This is a genomic window from Halobacillus litoralis (assembly GCF_009856415.1).
GTDB lineage: Bacteria > Bacillota > Bacilli > Bacillales > Halobacillaceae > Halobacillus > Halobacillus litoralis_C.
Genome location: NZ_WMEZ01000004.1, coordinates 14,615 through 41,397, shown reverse-complemented (window position 1 = coordinate 41,397; position 26,783 = coordinate 14,615). Strand labels below are relative to the sequence as shown.

General features: G+C 42.6%; 30 protein-coding genes and 1 other annotated feature. All 30 genes read left to right on the top strand.

Annotation, left to right across the window (positions count from 1 at the left end; all coding sequences use genetic code 11):
• Positions 1-100 precede the first annotated feature (100 nt).
• The 30 genes from GLV98_RS11975 (at position 101) to obgE (ending at position 26,771) form a co-directional block, all read left to right on the top strand.
• Entirely contained in the window at positions 101-511 is a 411-nt protein-coding gene (locus tag GLV98_RS11975; RefSeq protein WP_160915455.1) for a PulJ/GspJ family protein, read from the top strand.
• A complete protein-coding gene (locus GLV98_RS11970; protein WP_160915453.1) occupies positions 508-1,008 on the top strand; it encodes a PulJ/GspJ family protein in 501 nt (166 codons plus the stop codon). Before GLV98_RS11975 ends, GLV98_RS11970 begins: the two co-directional genes overlap by 4 nt.
• Positions 1,009-1,011: 3 nt before the next feature.
• Complete coding sequence (locus tag GLV98_RS11965; protein ID WP_160915451.1) at positions 1,012-2,715, top strand: hypothetical protein; 1,704 nt, start codon at positions 1,012-1,014, stop codon at positions 2,713-2,715.
• A 21-nt stretch (positions 2,716-2,736) separates the two neighbouring features.
• Positions 2,737-4,095 carry an AzlD domain-containing protein gene (locus GLV98_RS11960; RefSeq protein WP_160915449.1) on the top strand — a complete coding sequence of 453 codons (1,359 nt, stop codon included), beginning with the start codon at positions 2,737-2,739 and terminating at the stop codon, positions 4,093-4,095.
• Between the two features lie 21 nt (positions 4,096-4,116).
• Positions 4,117-4,863: a PRC-barrel domain-containing protein gene (locus GLV98_RS11955; RefSeq protein WP_160915447.1), complete on the top strand. Its 747-nt coding sequence runs from the start codon at positions 4,117-4,119 to the stop codon at positions 4,861-4,863.
• 30 nt (positions 4,864-4,893) lie between these two features.
• Positions 4,894-6,204, top strand: coding sequence for a VanW family protein (locus tag GLV98_RS11950; RefSeq protein ID WP_160915445.1), 1,311 nt, complete (start codon positions 4,894-4,896; stop codon positions 6,202-6,204).
• 24 nt (positions 6,205-6,228) lie between these two features.
• Positions 6,229-7,851, top strand: a complete 1,623-nt coding sequence (locus GLV98_RS11945; protein WP_160915443.1) for a GspE/PulE family protein — start codon at positions 6,229-6,231, stop codon at positions 7,849-7,851.
• A 14-nt stretch (positions 7,852-7,865) separates the two neighbouring features.
• Positions 7,866-8,906, top strand: a complete 1,041-nt coding sequence (locus GLV98_RS11940; protein WP_160915440.1) for a type IV pilus twitching motility protein PilT — start codon at positions 7,866-7,868, stop codon at positions 8,904-8,906.
• Between the two features lies 1 nt (position 8,907).
• Complete coding sequence (locus GLV98_RS11935; RefSeq protein WP_160915438.1) at positions 8,908-10,116, top strand: type II secretion system F family protein; 1,209 nt, start codon at positions 8,908-8,910, stop codon at positions 10,114-10,116.
• Between the two features lie 137 nt (positions 10,117-10,253).
• Positions 10,254-10,691, top strand: coding sequence for a competence type IV pilus major pilin ComGC (locus GLV98_RS11930; protein ID WP_160915436.1), 438 nt, complete (start codon positions 10,254-10,256; stop codon positions 10,689-10,691).
• 51 nt (positions 10,692-10,742) lie between these two features.
• Complete coding sequence (locus GLV98_RS11925) at positions 10,743-11,495, top strand: prepilin peptidase (protein ID WP_160915434.1); 753 nt, start codon at positions 10,743-10,745, stop codon at positions 11,493-11,495.
• 15 nt (positions 11,496-11,510) lie between these two features.
• Positions 11,511-12,476 carry a type IV pilus biogenesis protein PilM gene (gene pilM / locus GLV98_RS11920; RefSeq protein ID WP_160915432.1) on the top strand — a complete coding sequence of 322 codons (966 nt, stop codon included), beginning with the start codon at positions 11,511-11,513 and terminating at the stop codon, positions 12,474-12,476.
• A 20-nt stretch (positions 12,477-12,496) separates the two neighbouring features.
• Entirely contained in the window at positions 12,497-13,075 is a 579-nt protein-coding gene (locus tag GLV98_RS11915) for a PilN domain-containing protein (RefSeq protein WP_160915422.1), read from the top strand.
• Positions 13,072-13,938, top strand: coding sequence for a hypothetical protein (locus GLV98_RS11910; RefSeq protein WP_160915420.1), 867 nt, complete (start codon positions 13,072-13,074; stop codon positions 13,936-13,938). Before GLV98_RS11915 ends, GLV98_RS11910 begins: the two co-directional genes overlap by 4 nt.
• A 94-nt stretch (positions 13,939-14,032) precedes the next feature.
• The gene (locus GLV98_RS11905; RefSeq protein WP_160915418.1) at positions 14,033-14,845 is read left to right on the top strand and encodes an SPOR domain-containing protein; all 813 of its coding nucleotides are present in this window, start codon (positions 14,033-14,035) and stop codon (positions 14,843-14,845) included.
• A 164-nt stretch (positions 14,846-15,009) separates the two neighbouring features.
• Positions 15,010-15,576: a Maf family protein gene (locus GLV98_RS11900; RefSeq protein ID WP_160915416.1), complete on the top strand. Its 567-nt coding sequence runs from the start codon at positions 15,010-15,012 to the stop codon at positions 15,574-15,576.
• Between the two features lie 60 nt (positions 15,577-15,636).
• Positions 15,637-16,308 (top strand): RadC family protein, encoded by a 672-nt coding sequence (gene radC / locus GLV98_RS11895; RefSeq protein ID WP_143015261.1) that lies wholly within the window; start codon positions 15,637-15,639, stop codon positions 16,306-16,308.
• 162 nt (positions 16,309-16,470) lie between these two features.
• The gene (locus GLV98_RS11890) at positions 16,471-17,511 is read left to right on the top strand and encodes a rod shape-determining protein (RefSeq protein ID WP_202410036.1); all 1,041 of its coding nucleotides are present in this window, start codon (positions 16,471-16,473) and stop codon (positions 17,509-17,511) included.
• 41 nt (positions 17,512-17,552) lie between these two features.
• Positions 17,553-18,404 (top strand): rod shape-determining protein MreC, encoded by an 852-nt coding sequence (gene mreC, locus GLV98_RS11885; RefSeq protein WP_423785011.1) that lies wholly within the window; start codon positions 17,553-17,555, stop codon positions 18,402-18,404.
• Complete coding sequence (gene mreD / locus GLV98_RS11880; protein ID WP_160915412.1) at positions 18,401-18,928, top strand: rod shape-determining protein MreD; 528 nt, start codon at positions 18,401-18,403, stop codon at positions 18,926-18,928. Before mreC ends, mreD begins: the two co-directional genes overlap by 4 nt.
• A 38-nt stretch (positions 18,929-18,966) precedes the next feature.
• The gene (gene minC / locus GLV98_RS11875) at positions 18,967-19,653 is read left to right on the top strand and encodes a septum site-determining protein MinC (protein ID WP_160915410.1); all 687 of its coding nucleotides are present in this window, start codon (positions 18,967-18,969) and stop codon (positions 19,651-19,653) included.
• Entirely contained in the window at positions 19,646-20,443 is a 798-nt protein-coding gene (gene minD, locus GLV98_RS11870; protein WP_160915408.1) for a septum site-determining protein MinD, read from the top strand. The genes minC and minD overlap by 8 nt, the downstream gene beginning before the upstream one ends.
• A 107-nt stretch (positions 20,444-20,550) precedes the next feature.
• Positions 20,551-21,318 (top strand): peptidoglycan DD-metalloendopeptidase family protein, encoded by a 768-nt coding sequence (locus tag GLV98_RS11865; protein ID WP_160915406.1) that lies wholly within the window; start codon positions 20,551-20,553, stop codon positions 21,316-21,318.
• On the top strand, positions 21,305-22,162 hold the full coding sequence (locus GLV98_RS11860) for a site-2 protease family protein (RefSeq protein ID WP_160915404.1): 858 nt from the start codon (positions 21,305-21,307) through the stop codon (positions 22,160-22,162). The genes GLV98_RS11865 and GLV98_RS11860 overlap by 14 nt, the downstream gene beginning before the upstream one ends.
• Positions 22,163-22,173: 11 nt before the next feature.
• Entirely contained in the window at positions 22,174-23,601 is a 1,428-nt protein-coding gene (locus GLV98_RS11855; protein ID WP_160915402.1) for a ribonuclease E/G, read from the top strand.
• A 36-nt stretch (positions 23,602-23,637) separates the two neighbouring features.
• Positions 23,638-23,710 (top strand) — a sequence feature (ribosomal protein L21 leader region).
• A gap of 13 nt (positions 23,711-23,723) precedes the next feature.
• Positions 23,724-24,032, top strand: a complete 309-nt coding sequence (gene rplU / locus GLV98_RS11850) for a 50S ribosomal protein L21 (protein ID WP_160915400.1) — start codon at positions 23,724-23,726, stop codon at positions 24,030-24,032.
• Positions 24,033-24,044: 12 nt separating this feature from the next.
• On the top strand, positions 24,045-24,374 hold the full coding sequence (locus GLV98_RS11845; protein ID WP_160915398.1) for a ribosomal-processing cysteine protease Prp: 330 nt from the start codon (positions 24,045-24,047) through the stop codon (positions 24,372-24,374).
• A 14-nt stretch (positions 24,375-24,388) separates the two neighbouring features.
• Entirely contained in the window at positions 24,389-24,679 is a 291-nt protein-coding gene (gene rpmA / locus GLV98_RS11840) for a 50S ribosomal protein L27 (protein ID WP_035509352.1), read from the top strand.
• 278 nt (positions 24,680-24,957) lie between these two features.
• Positions 24,958-25,473 (top strand): Spo0B domain-containing protein, encoded by a 516-nt coding sequence (locus GLV98_RS11835; protein WP_160915396.1) that lies wholly within the window; start codon positions 24,958-24,960, stop codon positions 25,471-25,473.
• Between the two features lie 14 nt (positions 25,474-25,487).
• Complete coding sequence (gene obgE, locus GLV98_RS11830; RefSeq protein ID WP_160915394.1) at positions 25,488-26,771, top strand: GTPase ObgE; 1,284 nt, start codon at positions 25,488-25,490, stop codon at positions 26,769-26,771.
• Positions 26,772-26,783 lie beyond the last annotated feature (12 nt).

The following is a 26,783-nucleotide window of genomic DNA, read 5'->3' as shown; positions in this document are numbered from 1 at the left end:
TTTTGTGTAATTAGTGGGTAATTTGTCGAATTCTCACAGGACAAAGTCCTAGGTTTACGATATAATTTTACTAATAGACGCAAATTGGGGGAAATGGCGGATGCCTGATTTCAGTGAAGAGAAAGCATTCTCACTCGTAGAAGTGGTTGTGGCCATGGCCTTACTTCTTGTCGTATTCATTGTCTCAACACAAATCGTCATGAATACAATGACACAATCGAACACGATAGATAAGGACTTTACGACCATGGAAATTGCTGATGGTGTTTTAAAAGCCTATCAATCTAAATCACTGGAAGATTTGGACGATCAAAAAGGCAAGGGGGAGATACCAGTGAACATCCCTGACTTGCTAGAATTGCCAGTCGACAACAACGTGGAACAATATGAAGGGCGTGTGCTGGTGACAGATCCTGATGAACCTAGTTTGAGTAATTACTTAACGAAAATTGTCGTTACAGTCTCGGCAAAAAATAAAGAGACTCAATTAGAAGGATATGTTGAGCGATGAATATTAAAAGCGAAAAAGGGATGACATTAGTAGAACTTTTAGCCGTAGTCAGCCTCTCGATGATTGTGATGGTGGCTGCTTATCATGCGTTTTACTTCGTCACAGGTGCTGTTGAAACATCCTCAACTAAAACAGAGATAAGAAAAGAAGCGAATATCCTTGTCTTAAGTTTGGAAGAACACTTAATCAACGTCGATTCCATCAACGTCCAAAATGCGGATACAACGACCTTTCAAGCATTCACCGCAAAAGCGACTCGTTTAAATGGCATGGATGACGATTCAACCTTTACATACATAGAAGAAACGGCAGAAGTCTCCATTGAAAATGGTCATTTACTTATAGACGATATTCAGCAAAATGCTGATGATATGGATTTATCTAATACAACATTCGAACTTAATGGTAATAAGTTGACGGTCCATTTAGAAATTTTTAAAGAAAATACAGAGGAAACCTACAGCCTGGTAAAAATCTTCCGCTTAGGGACTGAGTGATTAATGAGAAATCTTTTAAAAAATGAAGATGGCTATGTTCTTGTTACTGTTCTAATTATGTTTGTCATCTTCAGTATCTTAGGCTTGAGTTTGATGAGTTATACAATCGGTTCTCAGCAGTTTTCTTCGGCTAATACAGATTTTATAGAGACGAAAGCGGATGCTGAGATGACGGTGCAGGAAGCTCAGGCTCATATTATGAAAGGTGTCGATGAAATCAATGCTGATCTTGCTGAAGCGACCCCGGGTTTAGGCGGGGTTATCAGTAGAATCGATAGTGTAGTTCATCAAGCAGAGCAAAGATTAGGTGAAGATGGACTTATTAAGATAAAGGTTTTGAAGGATGGAGAAAATGGTGTGTTCCTGCAGAGGGTTGATATAGAAGTTGATGTAGAAGGTTCAGATAAAACGTTAGTCCGTACGTTTACGATATCTACGATTGCTGATGTATTCAGGTATGGGGCTGTAACTCCAGGGGACATGCGTTTGAACGGCGCACCTTTTATTAAGGGAGATGTATTTGTTGGAAATGATTTAAGGTTACATGATGAAGCTTATTTCATTTCTGGATATGGTCGATGGGCGAATACTTCCTATCCATCTATCCAAGGTGACTTATCAGTTAAGGGGCGGTATGAAGTACCCGGCTGGCTATGGAATTGGAGAATATCAGAAGAGGAATTAGACTCTTACTTTGAGATTAAACCTAGAATTGTAGATGAAAACCCTGATGTCGCTCCACTAAAAGTATTAGAATATATCACTGAAAAAAGAAATAATTCAATGGGAAATATTACAACGAATGGTTACCCTGGCAACATAGATGAGATTAATGGTTATCAAGTTATCAAAAGAGGTTACGAAAGACAGGGGAAATCTCCAAAAGCTCCTGATCGGTTTTATGGAGATACTTATATTCGTGGAGATCTAAAATTAAAAGGATCTAACTTGAAAGTGGATGGGAATTTAATTGTGGACGGTGATCTAACCCTCGAACCAGATGGAAACGATGAGTCCTCTCTCACCGTTGATGGATCCATTTATGTCCATGAAAATGCTAGCTTAACTGGAACCGTATTATTGCCGGAAGAAAAATTCATGTATATCAATGGATATCCCAAAAATGAGAATTGTAATGGAAACAACGATCAGAACAATAAGTGCGGGATTTATCTGAGTGACCTGACCTTTCAAGGAAGCATTTACACAAACCATGGAATTGATATAAGAGAAGATTTAAATATGAACGGAACTTTATATACTCGCTTTGGAGGAACTATAGAGAACTTGTCTAACGAAAGTGGTGGAACACTCGTCGTAGTAAGTGAAGGTGAACTAACGATTTCTAACAATAATTTATACAACAGTGAACCAAAAGTGATTAATGCTTTTTTTTACACGAATAGCAATTTAGATATATACGGTGTTGGCTCAAACTTGAAAATCCTTGGAGGAGTATATGGAAGAAATGTAACATTAAATGCCGTTAAAGGTTCATCCAGTGATCATTACTTCCCCGGTTCCACAAATTTTTCAAGTAGTCGTGATCCGTTGTATGTACAGGATAATCAAGACTCATTAAATCCACAATTATCCAGGTTGACGATAGAATATGCTCAAGAACTTATCTTAAATCCACCTGATGGAATACCTACGGTCGATAAAATCACAGTGAAAGAAATAGATCATCACTTTTATGATCAATAAAAAAAGAGAGGAGGAAATAACATGACAGATCTACTCATATGGTTAGTAACCATTGCTCTAGCATTCATTATTCTTAGATATGTACCGATGAACTTATCTGTTAAAGGCCGGTTGATTTTATGGCTCTCAGGATCATTGATTAGTTCATTAGCTCTTCTAGCAACCATCACTTACGCTTTTTGGATGGGAGTATTAGCTGCGGTAGCCCTTGGGGTTGTGTTTACTGTTCTACTCCAAGAAAAAGCCCCTCAGGTGTTTTTGGAGGGAAAAGGTGAAAATACCGCCACACCAGATATAAGTACCCCGTTAATAGATGACCATGATTATTCAAACCCAATTCAAAATGACCAAGAACATATCATAGAAGAACAAGAATCGGATGAAATAGAGAATTCTTACTCTAATGAAGAGTTATTACATAATGGAAACTTACTTCAAGAAATTACAGGTGAGGATCAAGAAGGTGAAAGGAATCACCATACATTAGAGTCTGCAGAGATTGAAGGAGGATATTCTCCTTCAGACGATACAGAAGTTGAGTTGAAGGATCCTGATGGAGAGTTTCAAGAGAAAGATGATAAAACCGAACTTTCAGCGGTAGAAGAGATGCAACCGCAGGAAGATGAGTTCTCCATTGACAATAACGATGATGAAGAATCTTTAATGGAGGAAGAGCTTGCTCAGTTAAGGATGGAAGAAAAAAGTTTAGTTGATGAAGAGGATCTTGATGATGCAGAGGACATTACAGAAGATGAGTTGATGGCTGAAAGGAATCTTCAATTAGATTTCGAAAAAGCTGACCTCGAACTTGACCCCATGGAGTCTGAAGAGATGCCAAGAACAGAGAATATTACTAACTTAATTTTTAAGGACGAGGATTTGGAACCTGAGGAAGATATTGTTTACTGCATGAATAAATCAACAGATTCCGACAAAGATATTACCCGGGAAATGAATAATGAGGATCAGAATATCCGTGAAGAAATCGTATCTATTCCTTATCAAGATGATATAGACCCGGATATTGAAGATAATGAAGATAGTCTCGCTCTGGAAGTAGACAATGAAGAAGAGCTGGTAGCAGATGAAGCATTACGGAAACAACTGCTTGAACTGATGATCGAAAAAATTGAACTTATGGAAGAGCAAATGTCTGTCCTTGAGTATGAAGAGTTTATCAAAGCTCATCTGTTCGATAGCTTATCGGATTTAGAGTATTACTCTATTTCCAAATTTCTAATTAAGCAATATATAAAAAATGGAAAAATAGACGAGCTTGAATTGTTTGTAGGTGAGTTGATTGATAGGTTCGCATTATACTCGCTACTTGTCGAAGAGTTAAAATATGTACTTCAACAACAAGTTCACTATACAAAATAATGATGGGTGTGTAGAAATAATATGAAAAAGAGTGTAGAAATCATCGGATTTCCAATCATTAGTATTTCAGCCGGTGAAGAAATCGGACGGGTGAAATCCATCATAGTCAATCCAGAAAAAGGATCCGTAGATTTTTTGACGGTGGAGCATGAAGACTCGCAAGTGAGTGTGAAGGCGATCCCATTCCAAAAAATCATCGGAATTGGAAAATATGCGATTACGGTAGAAAGTACGCATTCCATTCTGGATTTGAACGAGATTCCGATTGCGAATCAACTGATTAACAAGAAGGTTAATATTAAAGGAGCTCAAGTGATGACTCGGGTCGGAGAGTTAGTGGGAGAAATTACAGAGTACTATGTTAATGAAACGAATGGACAAATTCTTTCTGTTGATGTGACAACAGAAGATCAACATAGTATAGAAGTTTCTTCTGAGTACATCATCACCTATGGGGAAAGCCTGCTCATTTTGAACGAAGAGTTTTCAACAGGAGAAGTGGAAACTAGGGATCCAGTGGAAGCTCCTGCAACGGTAGAAACTAAGAAATCCTTTCATTTCTCTACAACCGCTAACCAGGAGCGTATAAAGGACCTTGACCGTAAGCAGGAGGAATTGTTGGAAGGGAAACAAGCGACCAAAAACATTGTGAATTCTCATGGCGAGACCGTGGTCACAGAAGGAAGAGTTTTAACGAAGGCTGAAATCGACCAATTAAAGCAGTACGGTCCAAGCGTCATGGTTGAATTGAGCATGAATGTAAAGTAATGCAAGTAGATCCAGAGGAGGTGTTAAAAGTTGAAACAATCATTGAACCTTAAGCTGCTTTCTTTAGTGGTTGCTGTTGGTATGTCGATGTTTCTTTTTACAGTCGGAAGTTCAGCAGCCATTCAATATGTCACCACTGGAAAACACCTCCCGGAGAATACCGTGATTGCTTCAGTTAATGTATCAGAAAAAAGTAGAGAAGAAGCAGTACAACTGCTTTCAGAGAAGGCACAAGAATGGAAAGACAACCATTCAATTGTTGTTAAGATGGATGGCAAGGAACTGACCGTTGATGCGGAAATGATCCAGTTCGATGTAGAATCAACGGTTGAACAAGCCATGGATGCAACCATCCGAGATTTGCAGGTTGCCGTTAATGAGTCTTATGTGACGGATCTCAAAACTTATATGAATGATTCACTGGCTAAAGAGTTTTCCCAGGAACAATTCATTGAAACTGTGAAAAGGGATGCCGCACAATTGGTAGATTCCTCTTTAGATTATGTCGCTTATGACTTTGTAAAAGGGAATACGGCCTCACTTAACGAAAGCATTGGTGATCAAACGGTCGTTGTGCCGAAAAAAACGAGTATGGAACGAGTTGTGAAACTATTTGATGGAGAAGAGCTTGAAGATGGGGCTGTCTTTTCATTTAACCGCTTGTTAAATGGTGATGGAGTTTATGATGAAGTTTCCCTTGATGTGTTAGCATCTGCGATTTATGGAGCGAGTGTTGAAGCAGGAATGATCATACAGGAAAGACATATCAGCCATCGATTGCCCGAGTACGTAGAAATCGGCTTGGAAGCAAATGTAGACCTCAACCAAGGCCAGGATTTGAAAGTGTACAACCCATTCACAGGGGACTATCATTTGTCTGTAAACGTAGAGGGTGGAAATGTTGATGTTCAATGGATCGGATACCCGACCACCTCTGACTTTCATGTTCAGTTGCTGAATCGCGAAGAAATATCCCCTAAAACGATCATCCAATATTCATCTCTAGTTAATAGAGGGACATTCAATCTTTTACAAGAAGGGGAAAAGGGCGAGGTGGTATCGGTTTATCGTATCGACAGGGCGGTATCAGATGGAGTGCAGGAATTTATTTCAGAAGACTATTATCCACCGGTAGCTCGAGTGGAGGAGCACCCTTCTGGTTCAGAGGGGAGTTCAGCAGAGAATTCAGGATCGGATACTGGAGCCAATAGCTCTAATTCTGAAGATGAAAAAAATAGTACCGAAGAAGATGTCAGTGGAGGGAACTCCAGTAAATCTAAATCATTGCAAAAGAATGAGGATGGCATTTGGGAGGTCGTTCCTGATGGAGAATCTAAGTGATGGACGAAAAAGGATGAGCCGGTCATGATCAAGAGGAAAAGATTAGGTGATTTGTTAAAAGATGCAGGAATTATTGAAGAGAAACAGATCCAAGAAGCTCTGGAAAGCAAAAAGCCGGACCAGAAACTTGGTGATGTTCTTGTAGAAAAGGGCTATGTGACGGAAAAGCAATTGATTGAAGTTTTGGAATTCCAACTTGGAATTCCCCACGTTTCTTTGTTTCATTTTCCTATTGATCCTCATGTCATCACCATCGTCAGCAAAGACTTCGCTATTCGTAATCTTTTAGTACCTATTCAACGAAAAGGGGAAGAACTGACGGTAGCCATGTCGGATCCCATGGACTATTTTTCTATTGATGATTTGAAAATATCTACGGGGTTCAAAATTTCTCCGGTCATTGCAACGAAGCATGAAATCCTTCAAGCTGTGAACCGCCATTATAACTTAAATGATTCGAATCTCAATGAAAGTGAAGAAGACACGGAGGAAGCACCTGCTATTAAATTAGTGGATCAGTTGCTTCAAGCGGGTGTCCAGCTGAAGTCGAGTGACATCCATATTGACCCTCAGGAATCGCGGGTTTTAATACGCTATAGGATAGATGGTGTTTTAAGGACGGAGCGTACGTTACCGAAGTCTTTCCAAAACAGTCTGATCGCCCGTGTGAAAATCATGGCAAATTTAAATATTACAGAAAATCGGCTGCCACAGGATGGGCGGATCAAAACGAACGTGGATCGGTCCCCGGTTGATCTAAGGATATCCATTCTTCCTACGGTCTATGGGGAAAAAATCGTCATCCGGATTCTAGACCTTTCAAATGCATTAAGTTCAATTGAAGACCTTGGTTTTAATAAGATTAATGCACAGAAATATAAGCAATTGATTGAGCAGCCGTCTGGTCTCATCCTAATTACAGGGCCAACGGGTTCGGGGAAATCTTCCACCCTTTATGCATCCTTGAATCGTTTGAATACTGACGATGTAAACATTATCACAGTAGAGGATCCTGTGGAGTATCAAATTGAAGGCCTGAACCAAGTCCAGGTGAACACATCCATTGGACTAACTTTTTCTAAAGGACTCCGCTCGATTTTGCGTCAGGACCCTAACATTGTCATGGTCGGTGAGATTCGTGATTCAGAAACGGCGGAAATCGCCATTCGTGCTTCGCTCACGGGGCACTTAGTTTTGAGCACGTTACATACAAACAGTGCGATAGCGACGATTCCTCGGTTATTTGATATGGATGTGGAGCCATATCTTGTCGTTTCTTCCTTATCCGGTGTGGTCGCTCAGCGATTGGTCAGAAAAATTTGCCGGGATTGCAGACACGCTCATGCCCTTACGGAGATGGAGAAAAAACATTTTCAAAAACGTGGAATGACTGCAGATACCATTTATAAAGGCTCGGGTTGTGACAGCTGTCAAAACACGGGATACCGTGGCCGTATGGCCATTCAAGAAGTGTTAGTCATTGATGATGAAATTCGCACCATGATGATGAACAATGGCAGTATGGACCAAGTCCGGCGTTACGCATTGAAGCAGGGAATGCTTTTCTTATTAGACGATGGTTTGTTGAAAGTGAAGCAGGGACTGACGACGTTAGAAGAAGTGCTTCGCGTCGCAAAAGTCGACTAGCGAGGTGGTATAACATGAAAGAGAAATTTGATCAGCTCTTGACTGTTGCAAACGAGTATGAGGCTTCTGATATTCATTTGACAGTTGGAGTGCCTCCGATATTCAGGATTCACGGTCAGTTAAGGAAGTATGGAAAACACCCATTGAAACCGGCAGATACTGATGGAATGGCGAAGGCGATTTTATCCGACGATTTACATAAACAGTTGATCAGCAACCGTGAAGTAGATGTATCTTATGGAATTGCAGGTGTTTCGAGGTTTCGTATTAATATTTACTATCAAAGAAATTGTATTTCAATGGCAGTCAGGATTGTGCCCCGGGAGATTCCTTCAATTGAAGATCTCCACATGCCACAAGTGTTAAAGAAAATCAGCAGCTACGCCCAGGGTCTCGTTCTCGTCACAGGTCCTACAGGTTCAGGGAAATCTACAACCCTCGCTTCGATGGTTGATTACATTAACCAATCCGCCCGCAAGCATATCATCACCCTGGAGGATCCGATTGAGTACACACATAATCATAAGAACTGCATCGTGGATCAGCGGGAAGTCGGATTTGATACGAGGAATTTTGCGAACGGGTTACGTTCATGCTTACGTCAAGATCCTGATGTCATTTTGGTTGGTGAGCTGCGGGACTTTGAAACGATTTCAACAGCCCTGACGGCTGCCGAGACTGGTCACCTTGTATTCGGGACCTTACATACGACGAATGCCCCAGACACAATCGATCGAATCATTGATGTATTCCCACCAAACCAGCAAGGGCAGGTGAGGGTTCAGCTTGCAAACGTTTTGCAGGCGATTGTTTCTCAGCGCTTATTCCGCCGTTTAGATAAAAAGGGAAGAAGAGCTGCGGTTGAGATTCTGTTGAATACACCTGCGGTTAAAAATCTGATTCGAAATGAAAAGATCCATCAAATTGAAAATGTCATGCAAACGTCTAAGGCCCAGCAAATGCAAACGCTCGAGATGTCGATCCAGGAGCTGCTTAGAGAAAAAGTCATTGATGAACGTGATGCGGCTCCATACTTGAAAGAAGGGGGCTTATAGCATGCCCTATTATTCCTATCAAGGACGCAGTCTACTCGGTAAAGCTCAAAAGGGCAGGTTGCGTGCGAATTCTAGAAAAGAAGCGGTCATGTCCTTAAAAGAGCAGGGCATTACCATTTCGGATATTAAAGAAATCGACAGTGTTCTCTTAAAAGATATCCAAATAGGAAACCCTGTAAAGCCTAAGGATTTTGTCATTTACCTGAGGCAATTTTCCACGCTCATGAGCGCAGGGATTTCCTTGCTTGAATCGACAAAAATTCTTGCCAAACAATCCAATAGTCGTGCGTTAAGTGAAGCTCTATATGACATCAGTGATCAGTTGGAAAGTGGGCGCGCGTTTTCTGAAGCGGCAGCATCTCATTCGAAAATCTTTTCCAACTTATTCATCAACATGGTACGGGCAGGGGAAGTTGGAGGTAATCTCGATGACATCCTAGAACGGTTAGCGGTTTATTATGAGAAACAGTACGACACAAGGCAGAAAATCATCTCCGCTTTAACCTATCCACTTGTGGTCGGACTCATTGCCATTGGCATTGTCATATTTCTGTTAACCTTCGTCGTACCAAGATTTGCAAGCATGTTTGACACAATGGGAGGAGAACTTCCATGGATCACTCAGTTAACGCTTAGCATGAGCCAGTTTTTCCAAAGCTTTTGGTACGTTGTAATTTTGATCCCCGTGGTTTTATTTGTTGCTTTTAAGTTGGTCGTAGATAGAAACCCGAAACTGCAGTATACAGTGGATGTATTAAAACTGAAAATTCCTGTATTCGGACCATTGATACAAAAAGCCGCCCTAGTGCGGATGACAAGTACACTAAGTTCGCTAATGAATAGTTCAGTGCCCATTTTAAAATCACTACAAGTGACACAAAACGTAGTCGAAAATAAAGTGGTCGAACGAGCAATCATGAATAGCTACAAATCATTGGAAAAAGGAAACACCCTCTCTGATCCTTTACGGGAGTATCCAATTTTTCCGCCTCTGGTCATTCAAATGATGGCTGTAGGAGAGGAAACAGGTTCGCTCGATTATATGCTCTCAAAGGTGGCTGAATTCTATGAATCTGAGCTTGAATATACGACAGACCGATTGAAAACGCTGATCGAGCCTTTAATGATTTTAGCATTAGCGCTCGTGGTTGGGGGAATTGTTGCGGCTATTGCAGTGCCGATGTTTTCGATCTTCGATACAATCAATTAAGATTTTGTAAGAATGTGCAAAAATGCTAGTTTGCTAGTGATTTATCCTTTATAATGAACATAGGACATTTTGCTAATGAAAAAAGTATTACATATCCATTAGCGAAAAATCGAAAGTACTACAAAAGGAGCGGAAAAATGAAGAAGTTGAGAGAAATGTTAAAGAATGAGAAAGGTTTCACGTTGATCGAACTTTTGGCTGTTATTGTTATTTTGGGGATTATTGCTGCGATTGCTGTTCCTGCAATTGGTAGTCTGATTGCTAGTACGGAAGAAGATGCACATGACGCAAATGCGCTATCATTATTAGAATCTGCTAGATTAGCCTTTGTTAGTGGTGATATAACTGAAGCTGATTCACCGGTTTCAGCAGACACTTTGGTTACTGAAGGATATCTCGATGGAGTTCCTCAAGACCCTGAAACAGACGCTCCATATACTACTGCCCAAGTAACAATTAACAATAATGGAGATTCTAACCAAGTTACTTATCAGGTTACTCTTGGTGCTGATGCAGGTGGTAACAATTATATAACGAATGCAACTAAGTCCGAGTTGAATGGTCAAACAGATTAAAGGAAAAAGCCTGGGGTTGCCCGGGCTCTTCTTTTCGAAAGAGGTAAAAAGATGAACTTATTTATATACATATTCATATCAGGAGCTATTTTAGGTTCGTTCTACAACGTCGTCGGTCTACGCTTACCAAAAAACATCCAATTCACAACCTCACGTTCCGCATGCCCTCATTGTTCCACCCCTCTACAAGCAAGAGACCTAATCCCACTCTTTTCTTACCTCTTATCCAAAGGTAAATGTAGACACTGTCAGCATTCAATCTCAATTACATACCCACTCGTCGAGCTAATTACGGGTTTTCTTTTTTTATTGGCATACATGAATCTAGGTTTATCATTGGCGTTCGTAGGCGCGTGCCTGTTGATTTCACTTGCAGTAATAGTGACGGTCAGTGATATCAACTACATGCTGATCCCGAATAAATTGTTACTGTTTTTTACGGTTGTTTTTGTCATTTTTCGAGCTATTCACCCGCTGCAACCGTGGTATGACTCGATTTTCGGTGCACTTGTCGGATTTTCGATCATCTTCGTAATTATTCTTTTGAGTAAAGGTGGCATGGGAGCGGGGGACATGAAACTATTAGGGACGTTAGGAATCTTGCTGGGATTAAAACTAACGTTGCTTACCTTATTTTTAGCAACATTGATTGGAACGGTTGTTAGTCTGACCTTATTGAGCTTCAAAGTAATCGGAAGGAAAGATCCCTTTCCATTTGGTCCATCCATTGTGTTAGGAGCCGTCATCAGTTATCTTTATGGATTTGATTTATTGCAACTTTATTTTGATACGTTTTTCTTATAGGAGGAGGAGAGACTTTTGTTTGGTTTTTTTAATTCAAGCGGCCGGGTAAATTTCGTAATCAAAAATCATTGCATTCGCTATGTGTATTCGAAGTCAGGGAATGCAGGTGAAATTGATGACACTGGAGAAATTGCTCTTCCTGCTCATGTGATGGAGGACGGTAAAATTAAAGATACTCATGAGCTTACTACAATCGTTGAGAACTTTATTGAAAATAAAGGGTGGAGCAACAAAATGCTTTACTTTACGGTACCTGACCACTCAGTTGTTGTTCGTCCTTATGATGTACCTGTTCATCTGAAGGATGATGAAGTCAAAGGTTATTTATATATGCAATTGGGCGAAACGCTGCACCTTCCGTTCGACGACCCTGCATTTGATTACAGTGTGATGAGTGAGAATGAAGAAAAGAAGAAGCTTCTTCTTTTCGCTTTTCCAGAAGAACAAATTCGCGTGCTGGACCAAGTGTTCAAGGATGCCAAACTTAAAACAAGGGCAGCTGATATTAGTGCACTATCCATTTATCGTCTGTACGACTATTTGGACTTAGCTTCAAACGGAGAACATTTATTATTAATCGACTGGAACTTGGATGGTTGTGTGCTGACAGTGTTTAATGAACATGTTCCGGCGTTCATCAACCACACAAAAAGCCCGCTTTCTATGGCGTTATGGAAGAGGGAAAATGGCCGCTACATTTGGCAGGGAGATGAAGAAGCTCCAACCGAATTTACATATGATCAGGTGAATGAAGTGGAAAGGATCATGGACTTTTATAGATTCTCGGTTATGAATGGAAAGGTCTCGGTGTCGAAAGTCCTTCTCACAGGAGATTGGCCGGAGAATGACCGGGTGAGGGAGTTGCTTGAAGAGAGAGGTATCCGGGTGGATACATTGAAGGATGCAGATATTTTCTTGGATTCAGAACAACCTTCTGAGGCCGGATGCATGGATGCGATTGGATTGTCAATCAAGCCATAAATGATGTAGGGGATGAGAGAATGGTAGTAGAAATAAATTTACTGGAACAAAAAGAAAAAAGAAATATCCTCCCGTATTTGGTTGTCGCTTTCTTTGCCTTCTTTTTATTAACCTTAGCGATCGTCTTTAATACTCAAAAGTCAAACCTGGTTGAAGAGGCTGTTCGATTGGATGAGCAGATTGTACAGGTCCAGGCCGAGCAGGAGAGCTTTACGACCTCATCTGGTGGAGAAGGTAGCGGAAGGGAAGAGTTGAAAACTTCCCTCGAACAGCTCAAAGGTACGATTGTCCCTACCGTTCCTGTGGTGGAGGGGCTTGTTTCTTTGCTGCCAGAGCGTGGATTCTTTGAATCATTTGCTTTAACTGGCACTTATGAAATTACCGTGAATGTAAGGTTTGATAGCATCCAGGAAGCTGCGAAGTACACCAATATCCTTCTTCAACAATCGTTTATTTCTGATGTTGAACTAGCAGGTGTGGAAACAGATGTTGTGGACAATACAGAGGACCTGTACGATTATCAACCTCGTTACATTGCAAGTTATTATATCGTGCTCGAAGAATCGACGCTCGCAACTGTGGGGGTGTCTACCCAATGAAAATCGAATGGAGTCGTTCGACTTTATGGGTCATTATTGCTGGGGTAGTCCTCATCCTAGCGTTTTACCTACTAGGTCAAAAAGTCATTCTTGCTCCCTACAAGGAAGAGGTAGTGGAAAAGGAAGCGGCTTTAACCCAAGAACAAAAGATTCTTTCCGCTATAGAGAACAATCAAGAAGGGAATGAAAGAGAACAAATCCTCACTTCCCGTACCATTCAGCAGCAGCTGCCGGTTATTCCTCTCATGGATCAACTTTTGATTGGCCTTGATCGTGCAGAGAATGCTTCCACGAGTCTGATTAACAGTATGGCTATTTCTGATTCTGAGTCATCCATCCCTATGATAGAACCAGAAAATGAACGAGAGGCAAATGGCGTGAATAACGACGAGGAAGAGAATGTAGATAAAGATGTAGTTGAGGCGCCAGTCGAAGATGAGGCAGTGGAACTGATTGAAGGACTGCATACTCTACAGCTCACGGTCGATGTAACATCGGAGAACTATGATGAAATGATCTCATTCATGAAAGAGATCCAGTCGCTCTCCCGTGTGATTCAAATCGAGTCCATTCAGTTTGATGCACCTGAGAGCGAAAATGAACTTGGCTATTCCATCGTCTTGAATAGTTATTATCAGCCAATATATGAAAATCTTGCTAATGAAGCGCCCCAATACCATTATGGTGGAAGTCCGAACAAGGTGGATCCTTTTGCTATCGAACAGTGGGACGATCCGAGTCCATCTACATCTACTATTACAGAAGAAGCAGCTGATCAAGAGTCTTTGGATGAGGAAGATCTAGACCGCTTAGAGGAAGACGAGGAAGAACCCTCTGATTCTGAATCTGAAAGTCAATTGTAAGCCGAAATTGTCGAAGGGCTACTGACAAATTTCAGCGTGGTTTTCAAAACTGCTGTGATAGGGTTGGAACAAACCTTGCAGGAGTGATCAAACCATGGATTCCAAAAATAAGATCTCCATCTCATTTCGGAACGAACATCAGCAGGAAACGAAAAATGAAGTTGTACGCACACAAAAGGAACATGCCGCTGCAGTAGAAGAAGATAAGGAAGACGAACGTCCGGCCACACGGGTGTACCACATTCCTTTTAAAAAGAAACGCTTTTCTTCAACACCTGTCAGACCGTTAATCACAACTGCTCTGACTGCCCTTTTTGTCAGTCTTGGCCTTGGTTTCCTGCTGCTTCGTATGTTTGTATCTTTAACAGATTCATCTGCGCCAGGAACTGAAACCGTACCAGCGTCTGGAGAGGCGAATACGGACACGGAAGTGGTGACATCACAAGATGAACCAGCGGCTGAGCTTCCGGCTGGCCCCGCGCAAACGTTTGATACATATATCGTTCAGGCGGGAGCTTTTTCAACAGAGGGAAAGGCGAATGAATGGCAGAGCAAATTAACTGCTCTTCTTGTACCCTCCTTGGTTTGGCAAAGGGATGGGCAATATTTCTTGTTTGTTGGGAGTGCTCCGAATAAACAGGAAGCGGATCAGATTGCTGATCGCCTTGCGGGAAAGAGCATTGAGACTTATGTGAAGCCTTTTGTGGTAACGATTGATAAAGAAATCCCCCAAGTGTTGGCAACCTCAATTGAAACACATGAAATGGGAGATTTGACTGAAAATGAAAGAAAGAAACTCATGGATGAAGTCGGAGAGAATACATCACTTGGACAAGCTATGAATGAATGGGAATCCCAGGATGATACGAATATTAATTGGTTAAAAGTTACTCAATCATTAGAATAAGGAAAACATCACGTGATACTCTATGAAAAAAGGAGTTTTCTTAAAAGGAAGCTCTTTTTTTATACCTTATTTCTTGTGGGAAATGAGTCTTTCTATAATCCTCGGTTTCATGGAAATCTTGTAGTATAGAAAGAGCCCCATGTGTAGAAAGGATGATGTTTGGAATGAAGCGCTTAGTTTTAGGGTCACAGTCCCCAAGAAGAAAAGAACTGCTCGAGCTTGCAGGCTTTGCATTTGAAGTCCGTCCATCGAATGCTGAAGAAGTGATCGAGGAAGGAATGTCACCGGAAGAGGCCGTCCTTCATTTGGCGAGGGTGAAGGCTGAAAACGTAAAGGTGGATGAGAGTGAGGTTCTCCTAACTTCGGATACGGTCGTTGTTTACAATGGTGAAATCCTTGGGAAACCGAAGGATGATCAAGATGCAAGGAAGTATCTAAGAACTTTAAGTGATACGACACACGAGGTTTACACAGGGGTTTGTTTAAAGACAAATCAAACCGCGGATAGGTTTCATGTTAAGACAGAAGTGACCTTCTACAACTTGTCAGATGATGAGATCGATGCCTATATCAGGACTGGGGAGGCTTGGGATAAGGCTGGAGGATACGGCATCCAAGGGAAAGGGTCCTTGTTCGTAGAAAAAATCCACGGAGACTATTACAGTGTCGTCGGTCTGCCGCTGTCACGGGTGGCACGTGAACTTAAGAGGTTAGGCATCTCCCCCGAGTGACTCCTTCTGGCATGGGGACTTAGAAGGAAAGGATGCGAATCATTGACCCAAACGAGTGTAATGATTAAAGATGTTCCGAGGCAAGACCGGCCGAGGGAACGGCTGATTGAACTCGGAGCTTCCCATTTATCGAATCAAGAATTGTTCGCCATTTTGTTAGGAAGTGGAACAAAACGGGAGTCCGTGATGGAGCTCTCCAACCGGCTCCTTGTCCATTTTGAGGGAATCATGCTTCTTAAAGATGCAACAATCGAAGAGCTGACAGCCATTCGAGGGATTGGATCAGCAAAAGCCGTTTTGCTCTTGGCAGCGATAGAATTAGGAAAACGAATGCAAAAAATGAAACCTGTGGAACGTTATATGATCAGAAGTCCAGAAGATGGAGCGGACTTTATCATGGAAGAGATGAGAGATTTAAAACAGGAACACTTCATCTGTTTGTTTTTGAACACGAAAAACCAGGTCCTCCACAGACAAACCATCTTTATCGGCAGCTTGAATGCTTCAATTGTCCATCCGAGAGAGGTGTTCAAAGAAGCGGTGAAAAGGTCTGCCGCCTCTATCATTTGCGCCCATAACCACCCTTCCGGCGATCCCACTCCGTCTCAAGAAGATATCCAAGTGACACGCAGGTTGAAAGAATGCGGGAAGATGATTGGCATCGAATTGCTGGATCATCTGGTCATTGGTGATCGTAAATTCATTAGTCTTAAAGAAAAAGGCTATTTGTAACACTATCTATTTTTGTGGATTTTTCGTATAATTGAATAGATGAAAAAGAAAAAGCGCCATTTATAGGATTTTCTTATAAATAGGCGCTTCTTCTAATCATGATTCTATATAGATGCCTAACCCCCGCTGAATGGAAAGCGGGTTTTAGAAAGGAAGATATTATTGGGGATTTTTGGATTCTCTCAAGATTTAGGAATTGATTTGGGCACTGCCAATACACTTGTTTTTTTGAAAGGTAAAGGAGTCATTGTTCGAGAGCCTTCCGTTGTTGCTAAAAATACGCAAACCGGTGACATTGAAGCTGTCGGGAATGATGCGCGGAACATGATTGGGCGAACGCCAGGTTACATAAATGTTATCCGACCGATGAAGGATGGCGTGATTGCCGATTATGACACGACTGCTCAAATGATGAAATATTATATAAAGAAGGCGTTGAAAACGCGTTCCTCTTTTGCAAGTAAACCAAACGTCATGGTTTGTGTACCTTCTGGCATTACGATGGTAGAAGAACGTGCGGTCATTGATGCAACAAAACAGGCCGGAGCCAAAGAAGCTTATCCGATTGCGGAACCATTTGCGGCTGCTATCGGTGCAGGCCTTCCTGTATGGGAACCGACCGGAAGCATGGTCGTTGATATTGGTGGTGGCACCACAGAAGTAGCAATCATCTCTCTAGGTGGAATCGTTACAAGCCAGTCCATCCGCATCGCAGGGGATGAAATGGATGATAATATCATTCAGCATGTCCGCAAAAAGTACAACTTGATGATTGGTGAACGTACGGCTGAAGAAGTGAAGATGGAATTAGGTGGAGCAGGAGAAGTCTCTGAAGTTGACGAAATGGACATTAGGGGCCGGGATTTGCTCAGCGGTCTGCCGAAAACCATTAAGGTACAAAGCGACGAAATTGTAAGTGCTATGAAAGATACGATTGATTCAATTATTGAAACGGTCAAAAACACGTTAGAAAAAACACCTCCAGAACTAGCTGCGGATATCATGGAGCGCGGGATTGTCCTTACTGGGGGAGGCGCCTTGCTAAGGAACATCGATACAGTCATCAGTGAAGAAACGAACATGCCCGTATTTATTGCCGACAATCCTCTTGATTGTGTGGCGGTTGGAACAGGGAAGTCTTTGGAGTATATCCATCATTTCCGTTCGCAACCGAATGTAGCAAGCCGGGCGAAAATGGAGTAGTTTAGCCCGTTATGCCTTCGTTATTTCGTAGAAAAAGACTGATGATTGTATTAGTAGGATTTATCGTACTCGTAGCATTGATCGGCTTTTCAATCCGTGACCGTGATTCGTTAAGCACACCTGAGAAATTTCTGCATGATTCGGTCGGTTGGATGCAAACCATCTTCCATAAACCGGTCAGTCTTGTGGACAACACCATTGAAAATATTCAAGACATGTTTGGTGTTTATGAACAAAACGAAGTATTGAAAGCGAGACTCTCTGAATACAAGGGTGTCATTCAAGAAAATCAATCACTACGTAGTGAAATTGAAGACCTTCAAGAAACATTGGACAAGTCCGATAGTTTGAGTGATTATTCTCCTGTGCAGGCGACGGTCATTGCGAGAAGTTCAGACCGTTGGTTTGAGCAGATGACCATCAATAAAGGGGAAGAGCACGGTGTTGAAAAAGATATGGCCGTCATGACCAGCGATGGTTTGATCGGAAAAATTAAGTCCGTGGGTGCTTTCCATTCCACGGTTCAACTCTTAAGTGGATTCGATCGCTCCAACAAAATATCTGCTTGGGTCGTTCGTGAGGATCAGGATGAAGCTTTCGGTCTGATTGAAGGCTATGATGATGAAACTGGACGCCTTTTACTAGAAGAAATCAAGCTGGATGAGGAACTTAAACCAGGAGATACTGTGATTTCATCTGGGTTGGGAGGGGTTTTCCCAAGCAACTTGAGAATTGGAACGGTTGAAGAAGTCGTCAATGATCAGTTTGGCCTGACTCAAACCGCTTATGTTGAACCGTTTGCCGATTTGTTTGATATCAATCATGTGATGGTTGTCGATCGTACAGTAGAAACAGTGGATCCTGAAGATGAACAGGAGGATGAAGCATCATGAGTCGATACTTCATTGCGCTCTTATGTTTGTTTTTCTTGATCATGCAGGGGATGGCCATGAGTATGCTGCCGGCGAATCTTGTTTACTCTGATTTGCTAATGACTCCACATTGGATATTGATATTCCTTTTGATCCTCGCCATTTTTTATGACAGGGACGATACGTACAACGCTGTCTGGTATGGTCTTGCTTTCGGTTTATTGATCGATGTTGTCTACACAGGCGTGCTGGGGGTATATATGATTACATACACCCTGATCATTTATATCGTGCATGGTTTAAACAAATGGCTGCATGCCAATTTTTTTGCGGCATCTTTATTGGCGGTCGTCGGTGTGGCGTTAGCTGATACGATGCTATATATCATTTATTCATTCGTACAAATTACATCCATGACTTGGGGAGATTACGCTCTATTGAGGTTGCTGCCGACTCTGGCAGCGAATATGATCTTCTTCATCATCCTCTATCCACTCGTGAAGGAAAAAGTGTATGCCTGGGGGGAAGAAGTGAGCAATATCTAATCTGATGGAAATGTTTGAGGTTTGAGGTGAAAGAGCCTATGGCTGCTAATGTACAAAAGGTGATGATTAAAGGAACGAGGGACGGTCTGACATTGCATTTGGATGATCAATGCTCCTTCTCATCTCTTTTAAAAGAATTGCAAAACCAATTGTCAATGAACGGATTGACAGACGAACATCCGATGATCCGAGTGACGATCAAGCTCGGTAACAGGTATTTGAATGAAGAGCAAAAAGAAGAGCTCTCCGAGGTTGTCCGGGAAAAGCAGAAGCTCGTCGTCGAAAAAATCGAGTCGGATGTTTTAACGAAAAAGGAAGCTCTTGAATGGAAAGAAAATACGGAGATCACCCCTGTCGCTAAAACCGTCCGGTCCGGGCAGTTAGTGGAAGTCAAGGGTGACTTGCTTTTGATTGGTGATGTGAACCCTGGAGGCCAAATCAAAGCCACAGGCAACATTTTTGTCATGGGAAGTTTGCGAGGGATTGCGCATGCAGGATACGAGGGGGATACGGATGCGGTGATTGCCTCCTCCTACATGCAGCCGAGCCAACTTAGAATCGCTGATCAGTTAAGCCGCTCTCCGGATTATGAGTCGGAGGGTGTGTATATGGAATGTGGATTCATTGATGAATCCATCGAAAAAATTCGGATCGATCGAATTCAAGAGGTTGTAAAAAAGAGACCGGATCTGGTTAGTTTTGAAAGGAGAATGATCAATGGGTGAAGCGATAGTCATTACCTCTGGAAAGGGAGGGGTCGGAAAGACGACAACTACTGCGAACCTGGGGACCGCTTTGGCCTTGCAGAAGAAAAAGGTGTGTCTCGTTGATACTGATATCGGTCTCAGAAATTTGGATGTCGTGATGGGGCTTGAAAACCGCATCATCTATGACATTGTCGATGTCGTAAACGAGCGTTGTAAGACGAAACAGGCCTTAATTACGGATAAGCGTTTTGACTGTCTGCATTTGCTTCCGGCGGCCCAGACATCGGACAAATCAGAAGTGACTCCGGAAGCGGTCAAAGCCATTGTTGAGGAATTGAAACAAGAGTACGATTATGTCGTCATCGATTGTCCGGCAGGGATTGAGCAAGGGTATAAAAATGCGGTTGCAGGTGCGGACAAGGCAATTGTCGTCACAACACCGGAGAAATCAAGCGTGCGTGACGCGGATCGGATCATTGGTCTGTTGGAGCAGGAAGAAATGGAATCTCCGAAACTGGTGATCAACCGTATTCGGAATCATATGATGAAAAACGGGGACATGCTGGATGTCGATGAAATCGTCAATGTCCTGTCTATTGATCTGCTTGGGATTGTCATCGATGATGATGCGGTCATTAAAGCATCCAACAGTGGTGAGCCTGTGGCTATGAAACCGAACTCGAAAGCTTCTCTCGCATACAGAAACATCGCAAGAAGAATTCTTGGAGAAACGGTCCCCCTCATGAAGCTTGATGAAGAACGGGGCGTTCTCGCGAAAGTTAAGAAATTCTTCGGTATGCGCACATAACGAAATCTTTACCTGTCACAGACTGTGGCAGGTTTTTTTATTTTGAATTAATAAACCACCTCCTTGTCCCATAGACTGATAGAAAAAGAGTAGAGAGGGGTTTGGTTGTGAAAAAGAACATTCGTGATGTACGCAAGAATATAGCTGATCGCAAAAAGAGGAAAATGCATCGTCAGGGGACAAGCCCGCCTGGAGTCTTCTCTCCCCCTCAAGATGAAGAAATGCATGGATACCCACCACTGGTTAATGGCTATGGTCATAAACCGGTGAAAAAGGAAGAACAGTCAAGTGCTACGAGTCGTTTAGGCATGCAAGTGTTATTCGCTGTCTTATTATTTGCCGTCGTAGCTTTAGGGAAAAATACAGACCTGGCTATTGTTAAAGCACCAGGCGATTGGGCGGTCAGCCAAATGCAGGAAGAATTCCCTTTTGCCAAAGTAACCGCATGGTACAGCGACCGATTCGGTGACCCCCTTCAGGTCCTCCAGCCGGAAGATGAGACGGGTCAAGAACCTCTAGCGATGCCTGTGAATGGAACCGTAACGACTCCATTCCAAAATGACGGCAAGGGGATCATTTTAACGACGGAAAATGGATCTCAAGTGAAAGCGGTACGGGAAGGGACCGTCATTTTTGCCGGCAATGATTCAGAATCAGGGAAGACCGTTGTCTTACAGCATGAAGATGGAACGAAAACGACGTACGGATATTTATCGTCTATCGATGTCCATTTATATGAACATGTCCAATCGCAAAAGGATTTGGGATCCGTGAAAGCGGAAGAGGGGCAGGCAGCGGAATTTTTCTTCGCTATTGAAAAAGACAACACATTTCTAGATCCAGTACAGGTGATCAAAGTGAATGAAGGTCCTTAAATTTCGCGACTATATCCATATTCACCCCCTCTTCTTTTTACTCGCTCTTTCCGCTCTGTTGACCGGAGCGATCTATGAATTTATCGTTTTGTTTTCTATTGTCATTGTTCATGAACTGGGCCATTTCCTTATGGCAAAAAGGTTTGACTGGCGCGTGGAGAAAATGGAAATCTGGCTGTTCGGCGGGGCTGTTGTAAGCGAAGAACACAACACAAGGCCCTTCCGGGAGCAGATGCTTGTGGTGATGGCGGGTCCTTTCCAGCATTTGTGGATCTTTGTTTTGCTCCTTACCATTCAATCCATGATCGGTGTTCACCCTTTATTAAATACCGCCTTCTTTTATAATGGAGTCATTTTTCTTTTTAACATGCTCCCGGTTTGGCCGTTAGATGGTGGGAAGCTACTCTTTTATTTATTGAATCGTTTCTTTGCCTTCAGGGTGAGTTTGGCTGTAGCCCTTAGTTTATCGCTCCTATTCATGACATTCGCTGGGTTCTGGATGTTTACGGAAGGGCGCTGGACGTTAGCTGCCATCCTTCTGACCGCCTTTTTGTTTATTGAAAACGTCCTCGAATGGAAACGGAAGTCTTACACGATGATGCGTTATCTTCTTTATTGCACGTATCAAGACAGGCAATCTTTGAAAACCAAGTACGTAAGCGTTCATCAAGAAACGCTCGTCCGTGATGTGCTGAAAAACATCCACTCTAACCGGCGCCATAAGTATGTATTGAAACATACGAATCCTTTCTATATAGTAGATGAACAAGAGTGTCTCCGAGCTTTTTTTGAACAAAAGAAGCCGCACTTAAAAGTCAGGGACATTGCTGAAATCGCTATATGATGAGGGATGACATGAGGAAATTAGTTTTACATACAAAGGCAGCTGAAAAATCGGGAGTGGTCATTGAAAATGGGGAAATCCATGAATATGTTATTGACCGGCCCGGTGCTGAAAAGCTCACGGGTTCTATTTTTTTAGGAAAAGTAGAACGGGTGGATCAAGGATTGGATGCCGCTTTTATTGATATAGGAGAGGAGCGCTCCGGTTTTCTACGAAAGGAAATGGTTCCCTGGTGTGAAGGGAAATTATCAACCGCATTGAATGTAGGGCAGAAGGTTATCGTACAAGCGATCAAGGAACCTATAGGGAACAAAGGTGCTCCATTGACTGCTAACGTGACGTTGCCTGGGTTGTATACGGTTTATCAGCCTTTTGCTCAAGGCAAACTTTCTATTTCGCGAAAGCTGGAGGGCGAGAAAAAAGCGGAGCTGGAATCGTGGTTGGAGCAGGAATTCGATCGTTCTGAAGGTTGTATCATAAGGACGGCAGCTGGTGACGTAGCTCCTGAGACCGTTAGAGAAGAGCTGAGAGGGCTTCGGGATGAGTGGAAAACGATGGTGCAGAAAAAAACCAATCAGCCTCGCTGCTTATGGAGTGAGCCTGGAATTCCAGATGCATTTGTTCGTAAATTTCCAGCGACTACGATTCAAGAAGTGCTCATCGATGAAGCGAGCACGTCGAAGCGCTTAAAGGAAAAGTTTCCTTCATTGGCAGAACGCATCCGCTGGGAAAGGGATGTGGAAGGAAACCTGCCTGTTTCGTTCTCAAGTCTTCAGGAGCAAATCATCCATCCTCTTGTTGAGTTGAAGAATGGTGTGAGCTTAGTTATCGAAGAAACGGAAGCGATGACCGTGATCGATGTCAACAGTCATAAAGTCAAAGGCCGATCCTTTTCAAATTCCCAGGCCCTTGATGTCAACATTCTGGCTGCAAAAGAAATACAAAAGCAGGTGCGTTTGAGAAATTTATCAGGCATCATTCTTATTGATTTCATTTCAATGAAAGATGAGAGCAAAGAGAAACAGCTTCTCTCCGAAATGAGGAAGCTGATGAAAGAGGATCCGACGAAGACAAACGTGTTCGGCATGACAAGATTGGGACTTTTAGAAATGACGAGAAAAAGGGAAAGCGCGAGCCTGCCTTCTTTATTAGCCCATTCTAAGGAAGTGAATGTCACGGATGAAACGGCGGTTTACCGTTTAGAGAGAGAGCTTCTTCAAAAGAGAGAAGCGGACGCCTTGATGATCGCTGTGCATCCGAGGTTCATGGATTGCAAAAAACGATTGCTTTCTGAGCCGATATCTAGTAAAATTCCACAGGAGCTGTTTGTTAGGCAGGATGCTGACATCACTGGCTATCAAATAGAGCTTGAAGGGTCTTTAGACATGATCCGGGAAGCTGTTCAGCGTCGCGGATATCATGTTGACAACTTGTTTTGATCTGTGGTAACATTGTTTTGTTATTCTAGTAGCACTCCGTTGCTACAACCGCACAGAACAGGTTTTAAAACCGATTTCCGGTACCTGAATGGCGAGTCTGAGTATATTGAGGAGGTGCAAGTATGTACGCAATTATTGAAACTGGTGGTAAGCAGGTAAAAGTAGAAAAAGGCCAGGAGATCTATGTTGAAAAAATGGACGTAGAAGCTGGTGAGTCTATCACTTTTGACAAAGTTCTTTTCGTAGGTGGAGGCAACACGAAAGTTGGTGCTCCATACGTTGACGGTGCTTCTGTAACAGCTAAAGTTGAAAAACAAGGCCTTCAGAAGAAACTGACTGTTTTCAAATACAAGCCTAAAAAGAACTACAAGCGCAAACAAGGTCATCGTCAGCCGTACACGAAACTTGTCGTTGAAGAAATCAACGCGTAAGGGTCGTATCGGATGATACATGTATCGATGTTTCGCTCACAAGGAGAAATAACAGGTTTTGAAATATCCGGACATGCAGAGAGTGGACCTTATGGTCATGATCTCGTCTGTGCAGCCGTATCGGCTGTTTCATTCGGTGCGGTCAATGCCGTTATCAGCCTTTGTGGATTCGAACCTGATCTCGAACAAGGTGGTGAAGGTGGTTATTTAAAAATCACTCTTCCTGAAGATCTGGATGATGCCATTCATTCAAAAGCTCAAACCTTATTGGAAGGCATGCAGGTGTCCTTGGAAACGATTGAACAAGAATACGATCAATATATGAAAATATCCCAACGATAAGGAGGTGAAGACTCATGCTACGTCTTGATTTGCAGTTTTTCGCCCAGAAGAAGGGTGTAGGTAGTACAAAAAACGGTCGTGACTCTGAGTCCAAACGTCTTGGAGCTAAACGTGCAGACGGACAACAAGCAACAGCTGGTTCCATCCTTTACCGCCAACGCGGTACAAAGGTGTACCCTGGTGCGAACGTTGGCCGTGGTGGAGACGACACATTGTTCGCGAAAGTGGACGGTGTTGTTAAATTCGAACGTTACGGACGTAACCGTAAAAAAGTCAGCGTTTATCCTGTAGCACAGGAAGCGTAAGCGAATAGTCCATCAGCAAAAAAGCCGCGCTTTGCTTTTCGCATAAGCGCGGCTTTTTTTATATCTTCAACTTCAATTTTCTAATCAGCAAGCGTAGGATTTTTTACGATTAGGTGGAGAGGTTCTCTAGTCTTATTGAACCTATTCATTTCCAATGGATTCGCACTGTCCTCCATTCACCGGCACAAAAGCAACGGACCTATACATTTAGGTTTTTTGTTTCCTTGGATTTTTGCTATACTTTTTATTATTATGGGTTGAACGAGGGAGCTGAAAGGATGGAAGAAAAAGAAATCATTGCGCTGCTCAGACATAAGCGTCATGACTGGATGAATCAAATTCAATTGCTTCAAGGATACGCTACCCTGGGAAAGCAGGATCGCTTGCTGTCACAATTGGAAGAGATTAAAGAAGAGGCAGAAGAAGAACGGAAATTATTGAACAGTGAGGCTCTACAGTTTCCTTTATGGCTGCTATCTTTTAATTGGGTACATAAGACCTACCGATTGCGGTATTTCATAAGGGGAGAAGTTGATTTATCCCGTCATGATCATACATTGTTGGCTTATGGAAAACGGATGATTGAAATCATGGATGGACATATTGGAAATGAAGAACTTTATGAAGGCACATGTACCATCTATGTAGGTGGTCAAGATACGCTTGGATTGAGCTGGGAATGGGATGGTCTATTTCATGAACCGGAACGTTTGAAAGAGACGCTTAATGCAGAAGGATTTATTGCAACGATTTTTGACAGTAAAGAACTTTCTATTGAAATGACAATAGAATGAAGAGGTGAATAGACATGTTTGTCGATCAGGTGAAAGTATTTGTAAAAGGTGGCGACGGAGGAAATGGTCTTGTGGCTTACCGTCGTGAAAAATTTGTACCAAGAGGTGGACCTGCCGGTGGTGATGGTGGAAATGGCGGAGATGTCATTTTCGAAGTTGATGAAGGCCTGAACACGTTGATGGACTTCAGGTATCAACACCATTTTAAAGCGGCTAAAGGTGAAAACGGGATGAACCAGAAACAGCACGGGAAGAACGCGGATCCACTGGTCGTCAGTGTTCCTCCTGGGACGACAGTGAAAGATGCGGAGACAGATAAAGTCATCGCTGATTTGACGGACCATAAACAAAGAGCGGTCATTGCTAAAGGTGGTCGCGGAGGACGAGGAAACGCACGTTTTGCAACGGCTAGGAATCCCGCTCCAGAAATTGCTGAAAATGGAGAGCCAGGTGAAGAACTGGATGTCGTCGTCGAGTTGAAATTATTGGCTGATGTCGGATTAGTCGGTTTTCCAAGTGTCGGTAAATCGACATTCTTATCAGTGGTTACCGCGGCAAAGCCGAAGATTGCCGATTATCACTTCACCACTCTTTCTCCAAACCTTGGGGTGGTAGAAAGTCAGGACCATCGTAGTTTCGTAATGGCCGATCTTCCCGGGCTTATCGAAGGAGCGCACGAGGGCGTCGGTCTAGGTCATCAATTCCTGCGCCATGTCGAGCGGACGCGTTTGCTGCTCCATGTTATTGATATGTCTGGAATGGAAGGCCGCGATCCATACGAGGATTATGTAACGATTAACAATGAGTTATCCTCTTATGATCAACGATTAGAAAATCGTCCTCAAATCATTGTAGCGAATAAAATGGATATTCCTGATGCTAAAGAAAATTTAGAACTGTTCAAGGAACAGCTTGGCAATGATGACATTCCCATTTATTCAATCTCTACAGTTACACGGGACGGGTTGGATGAATTGTTATATGCCGTAGCAGATAAACTGGATGAAATTCCGAAACAGGAAGAACAGGTCGAAGAAGTGGATGAGCGCGTTATCTACAAATTTGAAAAAGAGGAAGCACCATTTAAAATCACGCGTGATGATGACGGTGCCTACGTCTTATATGGGGAGAAGATTGAGTCCCTGTTCAAGAGAACGGACTTCTCCCATGATCAATCCATCAACCGTTTCGCTCGTCAGATGCGGAGTATGGGTGTGGATGAAGCGCTCAGAAAACGCGGAGCGAAAGATGGCGACACGGTAAGATTGATGGATTATGAATTTGAATTTGTCGATTAAAGGGGAGGATTT

Bases quoted from the DNA above. Each gene is read 5' to 3' on its own strand.
- GLV98_RS11975 (WP_160915455.1), top strand. From the start codon at position 101: ATGCCTGATTTCAGTGAAGAGAAAGCATTCTCACTCGTAGAAGTGGTT.
- GLV98_RS11970 (WP_160915453.1), top strand. From the start codon at position 508: ATGAATATTAAAAGCGAAAAAGGGATGACATTAGTAGAACTTTTAGCC.
- GLV98_RS11965 (WP_160915451.1), top strand. From the start codon at position 1,012: ATGAGAAATCTTTTAAAAAATGAAGATGGCTATGTTCTTGTTACTGTT.
- GLV98_RS11960 (WP_160915449.1), top strand. From the start codon at position 2,737: ATGACAGATCTACTCATATGGTTAGTAACCATTGCTCTAGCATTCATT.
- GLV98_RS11955 (WP_160915447.1), top strand. From the start codon at position 4,117: ATGAAAAAGAGTGTAGAAATCATCGGATTTCCAATCATTAGTATTTCA.
- GLV98_RS11945 (WP_160915443.1), top strand. From the start codon at position 6,229: ATGATCAAGAGGAAAAGATTAGGTGATTTGTTAAAAGATGCAGGAATT.
- GLV98_RS11940 (WP_160915440.1), top strand. From the start codon at position 7,866: ATGAAAGAGAAATTTGATCAGCTCTTGACTGTTGCAAACGAGTATGAG.
- GLV98_RS11935 (WP_160915438.1), top strand. From the start codon at position 8,908: ATGCCCTATTATTCCTATCAAGGACGCAGTCTACTCGGTAAAGCTCAA.
- GLV98_RS11930 (WP_160915436.1), top strand. From the start codon at position 10,254: ATGAAGAAGTTGAGAGAAATGTTAAAGAATGAGAAAGGTTTCACGTTG.
- GLV98_RS11925 (WP_160915434.1), top strand. From the start codon at position 10,743: ATGAACTTATTTATATACATATTCATATCAGGAGCTATTTTAGGTTCG.
- GLV98_RS11915 (WP_160915422.1), top strand. From the start codon at position 12,497: ATGGTAGTAGAAATAAATTTACTGGAACAAAAAGAAAAAAGAAATATC.
- GLV98_RS11910 (WP_160915420.1), top strand. From the start codon at position 13,072: ATGAAAATCGAATGGAGTCGTTCGACTTTATGGGTCATTATTGCTGGG.
- GLV98_RS11905 (WP_160915418.1), top strand. From the start codon at position 14,033: ATGGATTCCAAAAATAAGATCTCCATCTCATTTCGGAACGAACATCAG.
- GLV98_RS11900 (WP_160915416.1), top strand. From the start codon at position 15,010: ATGAAGCGCTTAGTTTTAGGGTCACAGTCCCCAAGAAGAAAAGAACTG.
- radC (WP_143015261.1), top strand. From the start codon at position 15,637: ATGATTAAAGATGTTCCGAGGCAAGACCGGCCGAGGGAACGGCTGATT.
- mreC (WP_423785011.1), top strand. From the start codon at position 17,553: ATGATTGTATTAGTAGGATTTATCGTACTCGTAGCATTGATCGGCTTT.
- mreD (WP_160915412.1), top strand. From the start codon at position 18,401: ATGAGTCGATACTTCATTGCGCTCTTATGTTTGTTTTTCTTGATCATG.
- minC (WP_160915410.1), top strand. From the start codon at position 18,967: ATGGCTGCTAATGTACAAAAGGTGATGATTAAAGGAACGAGGGACGGT.
- minD (WP_160915408.1), top strand. From the start codon at position 19,646: ATGGGTGAAGCGATAGTCATTACCTCTGGAAAGGGAGGGGTCGGAAAG.
- GLV98_RS11860 (WP_160915404.1), top strand. From the start codon at position 21,305: ATGAAGGTCCTTAAATTTCGCGACTATATCCATATTCACCCCCTCTTC.
- GLV98_RS11855 (WP_160915402.1), top strand. From the start codon at position 22,174: ATGAGGAAATTAGTTTTACATACAAAGGCAGCTGAAAAATCGGGAGTG.
- rplU (WP_160915400.1), top strand. From the start codon at position 23,724: ATGTACGCAATTATTGAAACTGGTGGTAAGCAGGTAAAAGTAGAAAAA.
- GLV98_RS11845 (WP_160915398.1), top strand. From the start codon at position 24,045: ATGATACATGTATCGATGTTTCGCTCACAAGGAGAAATAACAGGTTTT.
- rpmA (WP_035509352.1), top strand. From the start codon at position 24,389: ATGCTACGTCTTGATTTGCAGTTTTTCGCCCAGAAGAAGGGTGTAGGT.
- GLV98_RS11835 (WP_160915396.1), top strand. From the start codon at position 24,958: ATGGAAGAAAAAGAAATCATTGCGCTGCTCAGACATAAGCGTCATGAC.
- obgE (WP_160915394.1), top strand. From the start codon at position 25,488: ATGTTTGTCGATCAGGTGAAAGTATTTGTAAAAGGTGGCGACGGAGGA.